Annotated in this window: 14 protein-coding genes; 6 read left to right on the forward strand and 8 right to left on the reverse strand. The window is 42.8% G+C overall.

Annotated elements, in window-relative coordinates; translation table 11 throughout:
- Positions 1–69 precede the first annotated feature (69 nt).
- The 3 genes from ACFE90_RS09085 (at position 70) to ACFE90_RS09095 (ending at position 7,582) form a co-directional block, all read left to right on the forward strand.
- Complete coding sequence (locus ACFE90_RS09085; RefSeq protein ID WP_375499720.1) at positions 70–2,436, forward strand: hypothetical protein; 2,367 nt, start codon at positions 70–72, stop codon at positions 2,434–2,436.
- A gap of 118 nt (positions 2,437–2,554) precedes the next feature.
- Entirely contained in the window at positions 2,555–4,690 is a 2,136-nt protein-coding gene (locus tag ACFE90_RS09090) for a hypothetical protein (RefSeq protein WP_375499722.1), read from the forward strand.
- 99 nt (positions 4,691–4,789) lie between these two features.
- A complete protein-coding gene (locus ACFE90_RS09095; RefSeq protein WP_375499724.1) occupies positions 4,790–7,582 on the forward strand; it encodes a GEVED domain-containing protein in 2,793 nt (930 codons plus the stop codon).
- A gap of 191 nt (positions 7,583–7,773) precedes the next feature.
- Here the strand turns inward: ACFE90_RS09095 and miaB are convergent, their stop codons facing one another.
- Entirely contained in the window at positions 7,774–9,138 is a 1,365-nt protein-coding gene (miaB, locus tag ACFE90_RS09100; protein WP_375499726.1) for a tRNA (N6-isopentenyl adenosine(37)-C2)-methylthiotransferase MiaB, read from the reverse strand.
- Between the two features lie 503 nt (positions 9,139–9,641).
- The gene (locus ACFE90_RS09105) at positions 9,642–11,075 is read right to left on the reverse strand and encodes a carotenoid oxygenase family protein (protein WP_375499728.1); all 1,434 of its coding nucleotides are present in this window, start codon (positions 11,073–11,075) and stop codon (positions 9,642–9,644) included.
- Between the two features lie 203 nt (positions 11,076–11,278).
- On the opposite strand from ACFE90_RS09105, the gene ACFE90_RS09110 reads away from it, so the two are divergent.
- Together ACFE90_RS09110 and ACFE90_RS09115 are read left to right on the forward strand one after the other, a co-directional pair.
- Positions 11,279–11,740, forward strand: coding sequence for a globin domain-containing protein (locus ACFE90_RS09110; RefSeq protein ID WP_375499730.1), 462 nt, complete (start codon positions 11,279–11,281; stop codon positions 11,738–11,740).
- An 83-nt stretch (positions 11,741–11,823) separates the two neighbouring features.
- Complete coding sequence (locus ACFE90_RS09115; protein ID WP_375499732.1) at positions 11,824–12,048, forward strand: hypothetical protein; 225 nt, start codon at positions 11,824–11,826, stop codon at positions 12,046–12,048.
- A gap of 42 nt (positions 12,049–12,090) precedes the next feature.
- Here the strand turns inward: ACFE90_RS09115 and ACFE90_RS09120 are convergent, their stop codons facing one another.
- Together ACFE90_RS09120 and ACFE90_RS09125 are read right to left on the reverse strand one after the other, a co-directional pair.
- The gene (locus ACFE90_RS09120) at positions 12,091–12,330 is read right to left on the reverse strand and encodes a type II toxin-antitoxin system HicB family antitoxin (RefSeq protein ID WP_375499734.1); all 240 of its coding nucleotides are present in this window, start codon (positions 12,328–12,330) and stop codon (positions 12,091–12,093) included.
- Between the two features lie 41 nt (positions 12,331–12,371).
- Entirely contained in the window at positions 12,372–14,486 is a 2,115-nt protein-coding gene (locus tag ACFE90_RS09125; protein ID WP_375499736.1) for an NACHT domain-containing protein, read from the reverse strand.
- Between the two features lie 65 nt (positions 14,487–14,551).
- Here ACFE90_RS09125 and ACFE90_RS09130 point away from each other — a divergent pair, with 65 nt between their 5' ends.
- Positions 14,552–15,319: a thioesterase II family protein gene (locus tag ACFE90_RS09130; RefSeq protein ID WP_375499738.1), complete on the forward strand. Its 768-nt coding sequence runs from the start codon at positions 14,552–14,554 to the stop codon at positions 15,317–15,319.
- A gap of 85 nt (positions 15,320–15,404) precedes the next feature.
- Here the strand turns inward: ACFE90_RS09130 and ACFE90_RS09135 are convergent, their stop codons facing one another.
- The 4 genes from ACFE90_RS09135 to ACFE90_RS09150 all read right to left on the reverse strand — a co-directional run bounded on the left by ACFE90_RS09135 (position 15,405) and on the right by ACFE90_RS09150 (position 17,801).
- Positions 15,405–15,806: an ExbD/TolR family protein gene (locus tag ACFE90_RS09135; protein WP_375499740.1), complete on the reverse strand. Its 402-nt coding sequence runs from the start codon at positions 15,804–15,806 to the stop codon at positions 15,405–15,407.
- Positions 15,790–16,443: a MotA/TolQ/ExbB proton channel family protein gene (locus ACFE90_RS09140; protein ID WP_375499742.1), complete on the reverse strand. Its 654-nt coding sequence runs from the start codon at positions 16,441–16,443 to the stop codon at positions 15,790–15,792. Before ACFE90_RS09140 ends, ACFE90_RS09135 begins: the two co-directional genes overlap by 17 nt.
- A gap of 298 nt (positions 16,444–16,741) precedes the next feature.
- A complete protein-coding gene (locus tag ACFE90_RS09145; protein ID WP_375499744.1) occupies positions 16,742–17,146 on the reverse strand; it encodes an ExbD/TolR family protein in 405 nt (134 codons plus the stop codon).
- Positions 17,133–17,801, reverse strand: a complete 669-nt coding sequence (locus tag ACFE90_RS09150) for a MotA/TolQ/ExbB proton channel family protein (protein ID WP_375499746.1) — start codon at positions 17,799–17,801, stop codon at positions 17,133–17,135. Before ACFE90_RS09150 ends, ACFE90_RS09145 begins: the two co-directional genes overlap by 14 nt.
- Positions 17,802–18,020: the final 219 nt, after the last annotated feature.

The following is an 18,020-nucleotide window of genomic DNA, read 5'->3' on the forward strand; positions in this document are numbered from 1 at the left end:
CAGCCCTCATTAATGATTAGGGTTAAGGTGATCAACATTTTGTAAAGGTTATTTTATGGTGATTTACTAATGAAGAATTTATGGCAAAATTTTCATATTTTTGGTTGGGGGCTGATTGGTGCGACATTAGTACTTCAACCTACCTCAGCACAAGCTCAATATATCCAGCGATCATTTTTAAATCCCAGCTTTGAGCAACCTGTTTTTGGTACTAGTTGTTACATTCAAGTGGATGAAAGCCAGATCCCTGGGTGGACGACAACCCATAGTACCAAGCAAGGAACAGCTTCTTGTGCAACTACTGGTTTCACTACATTAGGTCACATCATTGAAATTTGGACAAAAGGATTTAGTAGTGTTAACACAGCAACTGGTGCAGGAAATCAATTTGCTGAGTTAAATGCTGAAGAGAATTCTGAGTTGTATCAGAGTATATGCTTAATTCAAAATGAGACGATTACATTCTCTCTTTTACACCGTGGGCGGAATAGTTCAACCACCCGAGATGTTGCCCAATTTTTAATTGGTACAAGTATTTTTGGTACTTTCTCAACAAGTAACAGTGGAGCTACAGATCCACCTGTCGCAGGCACTGGTGCAGGTTCGATTTCCCAATCATCCGCAGCAAATGGCTGGGTGCGTTACTCTGGCACTGTGAATTATTCTGGTGGCAGTAGCAATCAAAATGTAGGATTCAAAGCCTTTTCCGCAGCGGGTGGAGCCACTCAAGGTAACTTCCTTGATGAAGTCCAATTTGCTGGTAAACCTGTGGTCGAGTTTACAGCGAGTTCGGGTGGTGCAGCAGAATCGGAAACTACCCCTACAACTAACCCTCCCAAACTCAGAATTGTTGGTTTAGTGCCAACTGGAGGGATCTCTGTTCCAATTTCTGTTTCTGGTACAGCAGTTTTGGGTACTGACTACACTACAACATCAGGCACATCTACTTTTAATCTTAATATTCCTGCGGGTAACTACGACGGTAGTGATGCCACTAGTGTCTTTACCATTCCCTTTACTGTCATTAATAACAATATTCCTCAAGGTGTGAGGACAATAGTATTCACCATACAAACTTCAACTAGTTTTTTCGCTAGTTCAACAACAACTTGTGGTGGTTCCCCAACGAGCGCTTCCAACTATACCATATATGATGATGATTTCCTTAGTGGCAAGGTTTGGAATGATGCCGACAATAGCGCTAACGGGACTTTTACTAATATTAATACTGGCTCAGAAACCGGCACTAATGCAGGTGGGTTGTTAAATGCTATTCTTGTGGATTCTAACAATAAAGTATTAAAAACAACAACTGTCGCAGCAGACGGTACTTACACTTTTCTCGATGTTCCCCTGAATCAAAGCAACGTTAAAATTCTTTTAAGTACAACTGCTGGCACAGTAGGTAATACTGCCCCTACAGCATCGCTCCCTCCTAACTGGGTCAATACTAGCCCATTAACAACAGCTGCTTTTAATACTGGCACAAACATCTCTAGTAAAGACTTTGGGATTGAGCGACTCCCGGATACAACCAACTTAAATCCAGCGTCTCAAACCAATCCTGGCGGGACGGCAACGGTTCAAGTGCCAACCTTAGCGGGAACTGACCCCGAAGATGGCGCATTGGGCAGTGGTAATAAATTCAAAATTGTTACCTTACCGACCAATGGGACGCTGACTTACAATAACGTAGCTGTAACTGCGGGGCAGATCATTAGTAACTATAACCCAACGTTATTGAAGCTTGACCCTCAAGATGGAGCGATTACCGTTAGTTTTACCTATGCGGCGATCGATGCTGCAAGCAAAGAAGATGCGACTCCTGCGACAGTGACGATACCCTTTATCACTCCTGCCAATGTTTTATTAGTCAAACGGATTACGGCGATTAATGGCGATCGCACCAAAAACCCCAATGACAACACACCGCTAAATGCCTTCGTTGACGATACCACCTCGACTCGTAAAGCCGACGATAACAATGCTAACTGGAAGTCTGGTTATCTCCTGGGGGCAATTGATGGCGGTAAAGTCAAGCCTGGAGACGAGATTGAATATACAATTTATTTCCTGAATGCGGGTAGTAGTAATGCCAATACTGTGAAAATTTGTGATCGCATTAGTGCTAACCAAAATTTTAAGGGGAGTGCTTATGGTACTAACAAAGATATCCAATTGCAGCTAGGAACGAGTACAGTACTTGATTTAACGAGTGCGTCGGATACAAGCGATCGCGCTCAATTGATTAGTGCTGGTGGTACTGTTCCCGCTAATTGTTATCTCAAGGCGGCTAATGATAACGGCACTTTAGTTATTGATGTTACTGGTAATACTGGAGTCCCAAATTTAACTACTATGCCAGGGTCAACAGCGCAGGGTTCACCTAATGATTCCTATGGTTTCTTGCGCTTTGTCACGAAGGTGAAGCCCTAACTGTTAACTAACCTCTAAGACGCGAAATTGGACTGGGCTTTGCCCCGCAACCCTTTCGGGTCTCTACAATCCAGGAAAGAATTTCAATTTTTCCACTATTACAAAACCAAAACTACTTATGTTCAAACATCAATTCATTGAGAAAAAGTCTAATAATCAACGCCAAAAAGACCAAAAGGGTAAATCCTACTCCCCTGTAATTATACTGTTATATCTATTTTTAAATAGTACTTTACTACAAGTCTTACCAGCATTAGCGGCTAGTCCGACACCTGGTACTGTAATTGATAACCAAGCAACTGGTAGTTTTGTTGATTCTACGGATAATACTGAAAAACAAATTGAATCTAATACAGTTAAAGTAACTGTGGCAGAAGTTGCAGGGATTACAATAACATCCGCGAATACACCTGGGGCTTCAACGGGTAGTACTAGCAACTTCGACTTTACAGTAACTAACGTTGGTAATGACCCAACCCAGTTCTTTATTCCCGACGCCCCATCGGCGATTAGCGGGGGTACAGCAGGGACACTGAAAATTGTTGCTTATGACCCAGACGGTACTGGCCCAGCAGCAGCAGTTGACCTGACCTCCAACAACATTACTGTGCCGAGTGGGGGTAGCAGTACAGGGACATTGTTAGGTGTGATCGCTTCTGCTAACAACGGTTCGATTCCCGCCGGTGCGTCGATTGTGGTGCGGGTTCCAGTGACCGTCACGGCAGCGGATGGCCAGACTGTGAGTGTGACACTAGGTAATACGAGTGGACAACCCAGTAATAGCAACACTCCTTATGTCGTGGGTGCGAATGGAACTGGAAGCAAGGATTTATACACTGTTGATAACGCGGATAACATTTCTGGTGAATCGGCAGGCGCACCGATAAATGGCGATACGACAAATCATCGCCAAGAAGCGAGTGCAATCCAGACGGTGACGGTAGTCAATACTGTTGTCACGGTGAGTGGAACTGTGTTTAGGGATGCCGATGGTAACGTTACCATCAATGGCAGCGATGTGGGAACCAATGCCGGATCAACTAACCTCACTATTTATGCGATCAATACTGCTGGCAATGTAGTCGATAAAGCCACAGTCGCATCTAATGGAACTTACAGTCTGCCGAATGTCCCAGTAAATTCCAGTGTGACGCTGCGGCTGTCTAACGTCTCCACTGTAGCAATTGGGGCAACGGCTCCCACAACGCCTAGCTTGCCGAGTAACTGGGTGAATACTGGTGAGAACAAAAATGGCACTACTGAAACCATTACGCCCGGTGATATTGCCATCACTACGACGACGGCCAACATCACTAATCAAGATTTTGGGATTGAGCAACTCCCGGATACGACCAACTTAAATCCAGCGTCTCAAACCAATCCCGGCGGGACGGCAACGGTTCAAGTGCCAACCTTAGCGGGAACTGACCCCGAAGATGGCGCATTGGGCAGTGGTAATAAATTCAAAATTGTTACCTTACCGACCAATGGGACGCTGACTTACAATAACGTAGCTGTAACTGCGGGGCAGATCATTAGTAACTATAACCCAACGTTATTGAAGCTTGACCCTCAAGATGGAGCGATTACCGTTAGTTTTACCTATGCGGCGATCGATGCTGCAAGCAAAGAAGATGCGACTCCTGCGACAGTGACGATACCCTTTATCACTCCTGCCAATGTTTTATTAGTCAAACGGATTACGGCGATTAATGGCGATCGCACCAAAAACCCCAATGACAACACACCGCTAAATGCCTTCGTTGACGATACCACCTCGACTCGTCAAGCCGACGATAACAGCCCCAATTGGAAGGCTAATTATCTGTTAGGGGCAATTGATGCTGGCAAAGTTAAGCCAGGGGACGAGATTGAATATACAGTCTATTTTCTGAATGCGGGTAGTAGTAATGCCAATACTGTCAGAGTGTGCGATCGCCTTAGTGCTAACCAAGATTTTAAGGGGAGTGCTTATGGTACTAGCAAAGATGTGCAATTGCAGCTAGGAACGAGTACAGTACTAGATTTAACTAGTGCTAATGACGCAGCCGATCGCGCTCAATTGATTAGTGCTGGTGATACTGTTCCCACTAATTGTTATCTCAAGGCAGCTAATAATAATGGCACTTTAGTTATTGATGTGACTGGTAATACTGGAGTCCCAAATTTAACTACTATGCCAGGGTCAACAGCGCAGGGTTCACCTAATGATTCCTATGGTTTCTTCCGATTTGTGACGAAGGTGAAGCCCTAACTTTAACTAACTCCTACGTTGTAGAGACGTAGCAGTGCTACATCTCTACAATCTAGGAAAGAATTTAAATTTTTCAGTATTGAAAAAGCAAAACTAATTATGTTAAAACATCGATTCATCCAGAAAAAGTCTAATTATCAACGCCAAAAAGACCGAAAGGGTAAATCCTACTCCTGCGTAATTATACTGTTATATTTATTTTTAAGCGGTACTTTACTACAAGTCTTACCAACATTGGCTGCTAGTCCGACACCTGGTACTGTAATTGATAACCAAGTAACTGGTAGTTTTACTGATTCTACAGATAATACTGAAAAACAAGTTGAATCAAATATAGTTAAAGTAACTGTGGCAGAAGTTGCAGGTATTACAATTACATCAGCGAATACACCCAGTGGAACAACTGGCAGTGCTGTCAACTTTGACTTTACAGTGACTAACGTCGGTAATGATCCGACACAGTTCTTTATTCCCGATGCACCTTCGGCGATTAGCGGGGGTACAGCTGGCACACTACAAATTGTTGCCTATGATCCAGATGGTAGTGGGCCAACGGCAGCAGTTGACCTTACTGCCAACAATATTACTGTTCCTAGTGGTGGTCAAAATACAGGGACGTTGTTAGGTGCGATCGCCTCTGCTAATAACGGTTCGATTCCCGCAGGCGGTTCGATTGTTGTACGGGTTCCAGTGACAGTAACGGCAGCTGGTGGACAAACTGTAAGTGTGACACTAGGTAATACTAGTGGACAACCCAGCAATAGTAACACTCCATATATTCTGGGTGCAAATGGAACTGGAAGCAAGGATTTATATACTGTTGATAACGCTGATAACGTTTCTGGTGAATCGGCAGGCGTACCGATTAATGGGGATGCGACAAATCACCGCCAGGAAGGCAGTGCAATCCAGACTGCGACGGTTTTTAATACTGTCAGTGGGACACTTTACCGGGATAATAATCGCAACAGTACGAACAATGGTGAGCCTGGGATTGGGAATGTGCGTGTGATTCTCTACCAAGATACCGACAACAATGGTGAACTTGCTACTAGTGAAATCATCCAGCAAGTAACAACTCTCGCTGACGGTAGTTATCAATTTCCCAACGTCGCTGCTGGAACTTACAAAATCAAAGTAGACATTGCTGATACAGATGTGCCTGTAGGGTACACCCTGGGTACTCCTGATAATTTGCCAGTTACGGTTAGCACTACCAATATCACCGGACAAGATTTTGGCTTCTATCCTGCTTCTACCTGTGAATGGGACGCTCAACTCTATAGTGGTCACTACCCTATTCCAAGCGCATCAGATGGAAAAGATATTGGATCTGTTGGCCTCTTTGGTCAAGGTGGATTACCGACGCTGCGTGGCACTGCTAAATTTGGAGCGGCAAGTTCTGCATTTACTTTTAACGATCAATCTATAAGTGTAACTGACCATCCGTTGAAAACAATTATCAACGGCAGCTTTCCAACTGAGGGTTATGTTCCGATTAACGGAGACTACAATTCACCAGGAAATGGTAGCGATCAACCCAACTGGGCAATCGTGTTTAAGCGGCAGGCACTCGCCAAAGGCCGAGTTAGCTTGGGGCAAACAGGAGCTTACATTGATGATTCAATGGAAGTTTATATTAATGGAGTGCGGGTCGGGAATCCTGTTCTAACTTATACTAGCAGCCTACCAGCAAGTAGCGTCTCAACAGTTTCTGTCAATGCTGGCGATATTATTGAGATTCGCCTATCGAACTATGGCAATATTGGTGGCTTTAAGGTGACTACTGATTTTGTCTCTGACTTTGGCGATGCACCAAACAGTTATGGTGAAGCTGCACATTCATTAGGCTGTAATAATCCCACCCTCGGCGCGACTGTAACTGGAGAATACAGTTCGTATTACAGTGCCAATGCGGATGGTGATAGTGGGGATGATGGTGTGACTTTACCTTCAGGACTAACTGTAGGAAAGTCTGTATCAATTACCGTTAACGCTTCGACAGCAGGATATCTCAATGCTTGGATTGATTTTAATAAAAATGGGGTGTTTGATAGTGGCGAACAGCTGAGTTTGACCAACGTCACTAAAGGCACACCTGCAACGGTTAATAATGTTCCGCTCAATGCCGGAAACAATACTTTAACGTTTACCGTACCCAGCAATGCAACCCTTGGTAGTAGCTTTGCTCGTTTCCGGTTTACGCCTAGTGCAGTTACAACACCTAGCCCAACTGGTTCAGGGGGAACTGGAGAGGTAGAAGATTACCCAGTGACGTTAACAGGCCAACCCAAGCTAGTTTTAGTTAAACGGATTACCCGCATTAATAACCAGGACTTAACCAATATAGTGGATGGTCGCAGCGACGTTTCTACTAACGCTGCTAACTACGTAGCCTCTCCTAATGACGTTGATGATGATAGCAGTAACCCATGGCCTAGTGGTTACTTGCGCGGATTGATCAACGGTGGGACAGTCAAGCCAGGAGATGAGTTAGAATACACCATCTATTTCCTTTCTAATGGCGGGGGTGATGTAACTAGTGTACAAATCTGTGACTTAGTACCTACCAATACTACTTATATTCCCACTGCTTTTAATGGTATGAGTCCTAATGATGGCGGTTTACCGGGAGCAGATCAAGGTATTGCCCTTGGGCTTGGTTCTAGCACTCCTACGGCTTATCTTACCAATGCACAGGATGGCGATCGCGGACATTTTTATACAGCTAACGAATCAGGCATACCATCATCCTGTGGTAGTAACACTAATGGGGCTGTGGTAGTGAATATCACGCGGAGTCCAGATTTGTCAAATCTACCTCCAGCAAATGGATCTGGGACTCCAGCTAATTCTTATGGGTTTGTTCGCTTCCGCGCCAGGGTGAAATAGGAGAAGGAGGCAGGGGGAAAGAGGATTTTCCGATTTTTGCATACACAGATGTAGTAACTGTAACTAATTAGCCGACATGATATCACCCCTCAAAATTGAGCGAAGGTACAGTAATAAGTCCACGGAGGTAGACGAGAGCTTGTGTAGTAGCGAATTATAATATATTGGCTCAATACTTTTACAACATTTTCTTAGACAGCCAAGGCTTGTCTGACTTCAACTGGTTCACCCGTCAAGCTAAAAGGGCGAACTTCGGTAATTTTTACCTTCACTAACTGCCCTTTCAATTCTTTGATGTCGCCAGTGAAGAATGTCAGACGATTACCGCCAGTGCGTCCCATCACTTGGGTTTGATCTTTGGGGTTTTGATCTTCTACTAAAACTTCTTCAATGCGTCCAAAGTAACGTTGCGATCGCTCGGCTACTTTCAAGTTTCCTAAATGATTTAGGCGTTGGAGGCGATCGCTTTTAACTTCTTCACTTAGCTGATTATCCCACAAAGCGGCAGGTGTCCCTGGACGCGGCGAATATGCTGCTGTATTCAACATGTCAAAGCCAATATCTTCCACCAGTTTCAGGGTATTTTCAAACTGTGCTTCTGTCTCCCCAGGAAAACCGACAATCGCATCGGCACTAATGGAAGCATCTGGCATATACCGCCGAATGGTATCGATAATCCGGCGATATTTTTCATGGGTATAACCCCGCGCCATCGCCTTTAAAAGTTCATTATCCCCAGATTGAAAGGGAATGTGGAAGTGTTTGCAAACTTTGGGCAACTCAGCACAAGCTTTAATTAATCTCTCTGTAAAATAACGGGGATGGCTAGTAGCAAATCTTAACCTTTCAATCCCTAGTACATCATGGACGTAATAAAGTAAATCTGTGAAGTTGTGCAGATACCGTCCTTCTGCTGTTGTTCCCGGTAAATCTCTGCCGTAAGCGTCAATATTTTGACCAAGTAGAGTAATTTCCTTGTACCCTTGCCTTCCTAATTCTTCCATTTCAGCCCGGATAGCTGACGGTGTCCGAGATTGTTCGATACCGCGCACATTGGGAACTACGCAATAAGTGCAACGTTCGTTACAGCCGTAAATTACATTTACCCAAGCTGTTACTTTACTATCCCGTCGCGGCTGGGTGATATCTTCAATAATATGAACGGACTCGGTTGCTATAACTTGGTTGCCGTCAAACACCGACTCCAGCAAATCTTTGAGGCGGTTGGCGTGTTGTGGCCCCATTACCAAGTCTAATTCTGGGACTCGCCGCAATAGCGCTTCACCTTCTTGCTGGGCAACACAACCAGCAACAATGAGAGTTAAATCAGGTTTCTCATGTTTGCGCTTCGCTTGTCTGCCAAGGTAAGAATATACCTTTTGCTCGGCATTATCCCGAATTGTGCAAGTATTGTAGAGAATCACATCTGCATTATTTGGATCTTCTGACCATTCAAAGCCCATGTCTTCCAAAACGCCAGCCATGCGCTCTGAGTCAGCTTTATTCATCTGACAACCGAAAGTAGTGATGTGATAGTGGCGTTTAGAAGTGGTCATGAGGAATTCTGCTTAATTAGCGTAATGTATATAAGGTTTATTTCTATTCTAACCCGCGTAACGCAGTGTCTCTTTTTTACTCGCCGTCTCAGCCGTAGTCCATTCATCTGTAAATCACTGTAATATCATATCCGGTTAATCAACCTGAGTAAAAATGTTCGTAGTCAGGACTGAAGTCCTGCTTTTGTTCGCGCAGCCCTCTTTACAAGACGCTATGCGTAGCAAGATCCCCAAAGGGCTACACTACAAACTAACGTTTTTATTATGGGAATTTTGGCCGAGATTAGATAAATTTAAATGCAGTTTTTTGCAACTTTTAGTTCTAGGTATTCTATAGGAGAATAGTCGCCTTTTTCTTGTAGTTGCATAAAGCAAGATTTTTTGGGATTTTTGATTTTGCATTGACCAGATGCGAAAAAATTATGTCCGATCAATGCTATTCGTTTTTACTGTAGCGTTGTTTTTTAACGCACCAGGTAGCTAAGGGAAACGCAGAGGGTTTGTTAGGCTGGGTTCCAAGTGCCGTGGAAGCTGTGGGGGATGACGCTGGGTAATCCTAGTTTGCAAACGGGTTCGGCATCCAGGCGATCGCTATCAAATACCCAAACTTCGCTACTATGAGAATTACCATTGTAGACAACGGTTAGCACCCAACCTTGTTCAAAGTTTTGGGTGTCTTGGGCGTGGATGGGTTCTGAAGGATAACGGTTTTCTCCTAAGTCTGCTTCAGTGAGGGTTTCGGTTTTGTGATCAAAACGAGCGATCGCATTTAATATTTCTTGGCTAATATCTGTTCCTGAACGGGATTTTGACATATATGTGTACCGAGAAGCTTGCCCCACGTTTTGCTGTGGTACATTCGGAAATTCACAATGTCCGTTTAATAGTTGCTGAATTGACGTAACTTTGCCACTTTGAGGATGCAGATGAACTCGCGTTAGTGTACTTTTAGCTGGGGTGTGAGTCTCACCTGTAGCCACTTCCTTAAGATATTGGTTAGTTTGAAAATCTTCATAACGGGCGATATCCACAATCACTGAACCGCTAGCATCTACATAACCGTTAGCAAAATGCCATTGATACCAAGGTTCGGTTTCTCCACGACTGACTACAGACAGGGAAACCCTATCAATAACTAAAATCTGAGTTCCTAATCTAGGTTGCCACTCTAGCGAATCACTATAGTTGTTTGTCCCTATTAGCACGGGTAAGACATTCAACCGCACTGGCGGAAGGAAAAATACAAGATACTGTCCTGCTAAAACAAAATCATGCACTAATGGTACACCATCTAGCTGATATGCGGCTTGTTGGATAATCCGCCCAGTCGAATCGCTTTTGTAAATATTAAGCGTTGCATTTTGTCCAGGGGTGATGCCAAAGTTAAAAATCTCCCCTGTTTGCTCGTCACGCTTACAATGCGCGGAATAGTTTAATCCTTTAGTTAACCCCCCTAAATCATCTTCGCCCCAAGTTTCTAAAGTTTGTAAATCGAGGGCGTGGGGTTTACCACCTTCCCACAGTGCCAAAAGTTTATCTGGAAGTGCTAGCACTGAAGTGTTAGCAGCATTCTTGATGGGCTTTTGCCATTGATTCCAAATTGGCCCTGGTGCAGTCATGCCATAATTGCCGTAGAGTAGTTTACCTGCTGTCGCTTCTTCTTGATAGCCAGAGGTTTGCACGTAGCGATAAACCCCGGTTGCGACTGCATCGGTAAAATTTACAGCAAGAATTGCTCCATCTCCATCAAACCAGTGTCCCATGTGAATGCCACCGCGTTCTAGCCGTGCGGGCCCATTACGGTAAAGTGTGCCACGCAAGCCATCCGGAATTTTGCCAGAAAGAATTGGCAGTTGGGTAGGGGGAAATTCTGTAGCTGGTTTGGCGATCGCACCAGCCCAGCCTTTTGTTGTTGACTTTTTATCAATGGTATGCATATCAAATTGCTTGAAAAATTATCGATGTACATATTTGCATTCTTACATTTTCATTTTTATTGCAGTTTTTTAACAATGCCACTGGCTGTAGATGTATAGAGGCTTTGACAGGATATTACTCGTTAACTGAGCTAGCTCATAGTAACCAATAAAAATAACCACTAAATTGAAGTCAATCAACATTCCAAGTGGTTCAAGATACTATGATTAGCCAACAAACAATAGATATCGTCAAATCTACAGCACCTGTTTTAAAAAAGAACGGTCAGCAAATCACAACTCGGATGTATGAAATTATGTTTCAAAATCATCCAGAAATCAGAAAACAATTTGATATGTCTGCTCAAGCAAATGGTTCTCAGCCTGCGAGGTTGGCTACAGCAGTTTATGGCTATGCTACCCAGATTGATAATCTAGGAGCTTTAAAGTCGATGGTAGAGAAGATTGCCCATCGTCATGTGCAGACTCATGTTACACCAGAGCAATATCCTATTGTCGGAGAAAGTTTACTGCAAGCAATGAAAGATGTTTTGGGAGAAACAGCTACAGAAGAAGTGATGGCAGCTTGGACTGAAGCTTATCAGGCATTGTCTGAGGTGTTTATTAACAGAGAAGATGAGATATATGTGGGTGAAGAGAAAAAACCACAGCTTTTGCATTCCTAACCACAGAACTTAGTGTCATAACGACAGAACTTAGTACAGCATTTCATTAATTTGTAGCAAATTAAATTTGGCAATATTTTACAATGCCAATGCATCCCAATGCATTGTTAATGCGTCCCGATGCAATGCCAATGCATCCCGATGCATTGTTAATGTGTTCCTCTGCAATACTAATGTATGCCAATACAATGTTAATGCGTGCCGATACAATGCCAATGCATCCCGATACAATGTTAATGCGTCCCGATGCAATGCCAATGCATCCCCCTGCATTAAAAACGCTACGCTTTTATGCAAAACTGTATTAAGCCAGAATACTAATAACTTCAGAAGCTTAAACTCTTGGGAGCTTAGGCACTGGTTATCTCAAATGTGGTTAGTAACCGACGAGGTGCTGTCTCAGGAAGTGGGAACTCTTCTAAATAAAATTCCGTTGCTTCCTGCAAATTAGCGATCGCTTCTTCTATCGTCTCTCCTTGGCTGGCGGTTCCCACCTCTGGACATTCAGCTACATAAACATCCTCTTCCCAGTGCAAGATTGCTGTAAAGATTCGAGTTTTTGTATTTTTAGCCTGTTGTAATGAACTCATAGAGCGTTTATCTAGCTATCTTTTGATTTTCCTATTGTTGATCAATCGCTTGGAACCAACAACATCTGCGCCTCAATTGCTTCCCAGGTTTGGGGCGACACCCGGACTGCTGCTTGTTTGCACTGGATTATGAGATGATTAGCGTAGAGATAATCGCGGAGTGCTTTCGCTTCTTCCTTAGATAAGTTGCCCATTTCTTGGGTGAGATTGAAAGTATTAAGTAAGGTTTCTTGGAGATGTTCAGCAAATACCCGACGCGCTTCTTGTGGCTGTTGATCATTGGGAACTTTAGCTTTCAGTGCTTCTAGTCGAGTAATTAGCACAGTAAAGTTGATGTTATTGAAGATTTTTAATTTTTCCAGTTGACGAGTGTAGTTGATGGCGTTGGCGATGGTGTCGGCATTGGCGTTGGCGTTGGCGATAGTGTTGGCGATGATGTTGGCAATAGCAATGGCATTGAAGTACATGTCGGCATCGGTGTTGGCGTAGGCATCGGCGATGGCGTAGGCGTTAACGATGGTGTCAGCGTAGACGTTGGCGTAGGCGTTGGTATTGATGATGGCGATCGCAATAGCAGCTGCACGTTTACCCACAGGTTTAAAATCCCCTGGCGATCCAACTGTTACCTGTTCTGCCCAGTTTAATAAAGCTTGTAACTTTGGGGTATTAATATACTTTTGCGTTTCCTTTTCCATCAGCAGCAGCAAATCATCTGCACCACCACGCATTAACCCAGCTACTAACAAAAACACCTCTTTCCAGCGTTTATCTATTAGGTGTTCAGTAACTAACTTCTCAACTTGGCGATGGTCATCAATATATTGTGCTGTTAAATATTCCTGTAGCGTTAGATGAGAGAAGGAAAAGACATCCTCGGCTCGTTCTACCAAAATTCCTTGTTGAACAGCAATGGCATTCAGCACTGATTCCCCATCTAAATGTTGAGGTGCATTCAGATTACTCGCCAAAAATGTTTTAATTTGCTGAACAATATCGCGCTGTGAAAAGAATAGCCTGTTAGACTCAAAACCTGTATAAGCAATCTCTGATAGTAATATCTCTTCTAATTCTGTATGGAGTCCTTGATAAATCTCATCTCTGAGAATTCGCTTTTCTGATGCCCACTCTTCTAGCAATATCCGCAGTGCCTTCCGGTAAAGAACACTGCGATTATCTGGAAAACTTTGGGAACAGTCGTATACTAAACAGAGAAATGTCAGCAATAAAGGTGTGTGTGCTAATTCTTTTGCAGCTTGATGTTCTGGTTTTTGCAGTAACTCCCAGCATTTCTCGCCTGTCTTCGCCTGTTTGTCTGCATCTGAATGAAACCAGTTATAAATAAATTGCTGAATTTGAGCATCGTCAAAATCTGCCATTGATACATCGCTAAAGCGACGAAACCCACTGCGATAAGCCGCCGTGCGACAGGAGGCAATGAAACGATTTTTATCATACTTGTCAACAAAGTTTTGAATTTCGTTAATTGCCTCAGTCAAGTTTTTTGTTGGTACTTCATCCAAACCATCCAGCAAAATTAGTAATTTACCTTCTTCTAAAGCTTTAGCTGCAAATTTCTCTGGTGATGGAAAGCCGCAAATACCAAACTCTTCAGTAATAAACGTTTCAATATTGATATTGCTGGATGCAAACCTTTTCAATTCAATAAAAACTGGAATGCAGCCGTGTTTGAATCCTCCTTTTTTACCTTTGAGCGCTTCTAGTCCCATCTTCCGCAGAAAGGTAGACTTTCCTGCACCAGGCCCACCAAGTACCATCAGATATTGCTTATCATTAGCAACTTTTATTCCTTCTTGTTTGCCACAATTTTGAGGTTGAAATCTGCGGCTGTTAGCTTGGCGATATAAATTTTCTAAATTTTCAATAGATTCAAAACTCTGAATAGCATCATCATCTAAAAACTGCACGGCTATATAAAGCGATTCTAGCTTGACATGTTCACGCATTCCTAATACTTTGATAATGCCATGCCGTTCTTGGTACTTCTTTTGATATTCTTTTGATGCATCAAAAATTAACTTCTTAGTTTTTTCATCTAGGGTTTTGCCCAATCCTCCTAAAACCTGACCACCGATTTGGAAAAACATAGCCGCGACACCGCTAACAGCTGATATCGCCCAAGGTTCCATTCCTGTCATAAGATTATCAGTTAATATACTTAAAAATTAAAGCAAAGTTGTATTATCCAACTCTAAGCTCTATTATGACAACTACACCAAGCTTCAATTCCTGGGTTATCTGTCCCCAACCAAATCCTCAAGCTAACTTGCGTTTATTCTGCTTCCCCTATGCTGGTGGAAACTCGGCAATTTTTCGCACATGGCCTAATAATCTACCTAGTAATGTCGAAGTCTGTGCTGTGGAATATCCGGGACGGGGAAGACAGATTAAGTCAGCACCCTTGACGCGATTAGAATCTCTTGTTGAAGCGATCGCTCCAGTTCTCATGCCATACTTAGACAAACCATTCGCCTTCTTCGGTCACAGTATGGGCGGATTAGTTAGCTTTGAGTTGACCCATCTACTTCGCTCTAAGTATAGTCTTGCTCCCTTTCACCTCTTCATATCTGCTCGTCGCGCCCCGCAAATCCCGTTAACCAAACCACCTCTCCACGTCCTATCAGATTCTGATTTGCTCAACGAGCTACGAAGTCTTAATGGTACACCCAAAGCAGTTTTAGAAACCCCGGAACTGATGCAGATGTTTCTCCCAATTTTGCGGGCAGATTTTGCCGTTCTGGAAACTTATATTTATACTCAAAAACAGCCACTGAAGTGTCCTATTACTGTTTTTGCTGGTTTGCAAGACCAAGAAGTTAGTCATGAGGCTCTGCAAGCATGGCGAGAGCAGACAATCGCTGCTTTCTCATTACATGAGTTCAACAGTGACCACTTTTTTATCCATTCACAGCAAGAATTATTATTAAAACTTATATCTCAAGAATTGCAGATGCGTAAGCATAGCTGGTAGTAGTCATCATACAAGAAGGAGTTAGGAGTCAGAATATAGAATTTTCCTGACTCTCTGAACTTCTTATGCACAATATTTTTAGTGTTTATCTTTGGGTAGCGATCGCTAATTTTGCCCCTTTAACTTGACGTACCCGATCCATTACAGCCACCACCCGACCATAATCAACTTTTTGATCAGCATTAATAACCACTAACACTTCTGGGTTAGAACCAACTAGAGCGCGTACTTCCGTTGCCAAATCATCAACTGCAATTGGTTTACGGTTCAGGCTTACCTGTTCTTTTTCATCTACCGTAATGGTAATTTTAGTGGGAACTTGCTGTTGTTTTGCTGTAGCTGCCTTCGGTAAATTTACTGGCAAACCTTCTGAACGAGTTAAAAACAGAGTTGACATGATGAAAAATGTCAAAATTGCAAAAATCACGTCAATCATCGGCACGATGTTGATTTGTAGTGGAAGTTCTGGTTCATCTTGTAGACGCATACGTTTTTTCTCCTCGTTCATAGCGACGGCGGTAAAGTAATTCTAGCTGTCCCCCATACTCCTGAATTAGTGCAATTTGCCGCTGATACAGTCCTCTGAAAGTATTGGCAAACATGAGTATGAAGATAGCAACTATCAATCCTGATGCTGTTGATACTAGGGCTTCACTAATCCCAGAGGTAACACCTGCCGTTTTACTACCTCCCACATCACCAAGATTTAGGGAAGCAAAGGAGGCTATCAATCCTAATACTGTACCGAGAAGACCTAACAGTGGTGCCAGACTAATAATTGTCTCGAAAATGTTTTGGAAACGTTTTAACACAGGTATTTCAGCCTGCGATTCGCTTTCTAAGGCCAAACGAAATTCCTCTGGATTTGGCTCTTCTAATTCTAAAGCCGCCAGAAAAATCCGAGCGAGTGGCAAATCTGCGTTTTTCTGAAGTTTATCCATTGCACCGACAATATTATCGAGACGGTAGAGATTCAAAACATCTCGCACCACCCGGTTTTGACGCTTATTAATCCGTACCCAAAACCTGATCCGCTCGACAATCAATGCCACACCCAATACTGAAAACGCCAACAGTGGCCACATGACCACACCGCCTGCTGCAAACAAATTTTGAATTCCCATGTAGTGCCTCTATAACGTCATCCACAACACAAAATCAGACTACCAGAATCTAGAGAAAAGTTGAAACTTATTCTCAACAAAATATCAAATATAATGATAATTTTTTCAACTGGAATCATCATAGTCATTAGACAAAAAGGGGTTTGGAATTAAGAGCCAGAATATAGAGTTTCCGTTAATCCTGGCTGTTGATGTTGTTCAAAATGGGGGATTTGAAACAGACGATTTTAGTAAATGGATAGATGTTAATTTGGTTCAAAACATCTGTGAGTCTTAAGATAAGCAATACTTATACTTATTATTTTTGGGTAGCGATCGCTAACCTTGCACCCTTCACCTGGCGTACTTGATCCATTATCCCCACTATCTCACCGTGCAAGACTTTTTGATCAGCATTAATAATCACCAATGTATCTGAGTCAGAACCAACTAAAGTCCGCACTCGCGCTGCTAAATCATTAACTGCTATTGGATCGCGGTTTAGGCTTACCTGACCTCTTTCATCTACCGTGATCGTAACTTTAGTGGGAATTTGCTGTTCCTTGGCCGTGGCTGCCTTCGGTAGATTTACTGGCAACCCTTCTGAGCGTGTTAAAAACAGCGTTGACATAATAAAAAATGTCAAAAGGGCAAACATTACATCAATCAGAGGTACTACATTTATAAATGGTGGTAAATCTGGTTCATTATCATCTAGATCCATAGGACTTCTCCTGTTGTTCGTGGCGATTGAGTTGGTCATAGCGATCGAGGAACAGTATTTCTAGCTGTCCGCCGTACTCTTGAATCATTGTTATCTGCCGCTGGTATAGTCCCCGGAAGATGCTGGCTCCTAAAAGCACAAAGATAGCCACAACTAATCCTGAGGCGGTAGCAACTAAAGCTTCACTAATACCAGCAGTGACTGCACTAGTTTTAGTACCTCCGACATCACCAATATTCAGTCCAGCAAATGAGCGAATTAATCCTAAAATTGTGCCGAGAAGTCCTAACAGAGGCGCTAAACCAATAATGGTGTCAAATACAGCTTGGAACCGCTTGAGCATAGGAATTTCTGCTTGCGCCTCGCTTTTCAAAGCCAAACGAAATTTTTCTGGAGTCGGTCTTTCTAGCTGTAGTCCAGCCAGAAAAATACGTGCTATAGGTAGATCTACATTTTTTTGTAGCTTATCCACGGCACCAACGACATTATCAAGTCGATAAAGATTTAAAACCTCTCGCACTACTCGGTTTTGACGCTTACCAATCTGTATCCAAAACTTCGCCCGCTCAATCATCAATGCCCCTGCCAACACCGAAAACGCCAGCAGGGGCAACATGACCACACCACCTGCTTCAAACAAATTCTGAATTACCATGTAGTGCCTCTAAACGTCATCAACAATACAAAATCAGACTACCAGAATCAAGCTAAAAAATGAAACTTTTTCTCAATAGAGTTTAAGATATAATGATACTTTTTTCAAATATAACTATCATTATTTTTATTTAATTTTTTTTTATTTTACATAAATTATTTTAATTGATTAATAACACAAAAATTAATTTTATCTAGAAATTATTATAATCAACAGTAT

Source organism: uncultured Nostoc sp., from assembly GCF_964245445.1.
Lineage (GTDB): Bacteria > Cyanobacteriota > Cyanobacteriia > Cyanobacteriales > Nostocaceae > Nostoc.

Coding starts and splice junctions, on each gene's coding strand:
- ACFE90_RS09085 (WP_375499720.1), top strand. CDS start 70: ATGAAGAATTTATGGCAAAATTTTCATATTTTTGGTTGGGGGCTGATT.
- ACFE90_RS09090 (WP_375499722.1), top strand. CDS start 2,555: ATGTTCAAACATCAATTCATTGAGAAAAAGTCTAATAATCAACGCCAA.
- ACFE90_RS09095 (WP_375499724.1), top strand. CDS start 4,790: ATGTTAAAACATCGATTCATCCAGAAAAAGTCTAATTATCAACGCCAA.
- miaB (WP_375499726.1), bottom strand. CDS start 9,138: ATGACCACTTCTAAACGCCACTATCACATCACTACTTTCGGTTGTCAG.
- ACFE90_RS09105 (WP_375499728.1), bottom strand. CDS start 11,075: ATGCATACCATTGATAAAAAGTCAACAACAAAAGGCTGGGCTGGTGCG.
- ACFE90_RS09110 (WP_375499730.1), top strand. CDS start 11,279: ATGATTAGCCAACAAACAATAGATATCGTCAAATCTACAGCACCTGTT.
- ACFE90_RS09115 (WP_375499732.1), top strand. CDS start 11,824: ATGCCAATGCATCCCAATGCATTGTTAATGCGTCCCGATGCAATGCCA.
- ACFE90_RS09120 (WP_375499734.1), bottom strand. CDS start 12,330: ATGAGTTCATTACAACAGGCTAAAAATACAAAAACTCGAATCTTTACA.
- ACFE90_RS09125 (WP_375499736.1), bottom strand. CDS start 14,486: ATGACAGGAATGGAACCTTGGGCGATATCAGCTGTTAGCGGTGTCGCG.
- ACFE90_RS09130 (WP_375499738.1), top strand. CDS start 14,552: ATGACAACTACACCAAGCTTCAATTCCTGGGTTATCTGTCCCCAACCA.
- ACFE90_RS09135 (WP_375499740.1), bottom strand. CDS start 15,806: ATGCGTCTACAAGATGAACCAGAACTTCCACTACAAATCAACATCGTG.
- ACFE90_RS09140 (WP_375499742.1), bottom strand. CDS start 16,443: ATGGGAATTCAAAATTTGTTTGCAGCAGGCGGTGTGGTCATGTGGCCA.
- ACFE90_RS09145 (WP_375499744.1), bottom strand. CDS start 17,146: ATGGATCTAGATGATAATGAACCAGATTTACCACCATTTATAAATGTA.
- ACFE90_RS09150 (WP_375499746.1), bottom strand. CDS start 17,801: ATGGTAATTCAGAATTTGTTTGAAGCAGGTGGTGTGGTCATGTTGCCC.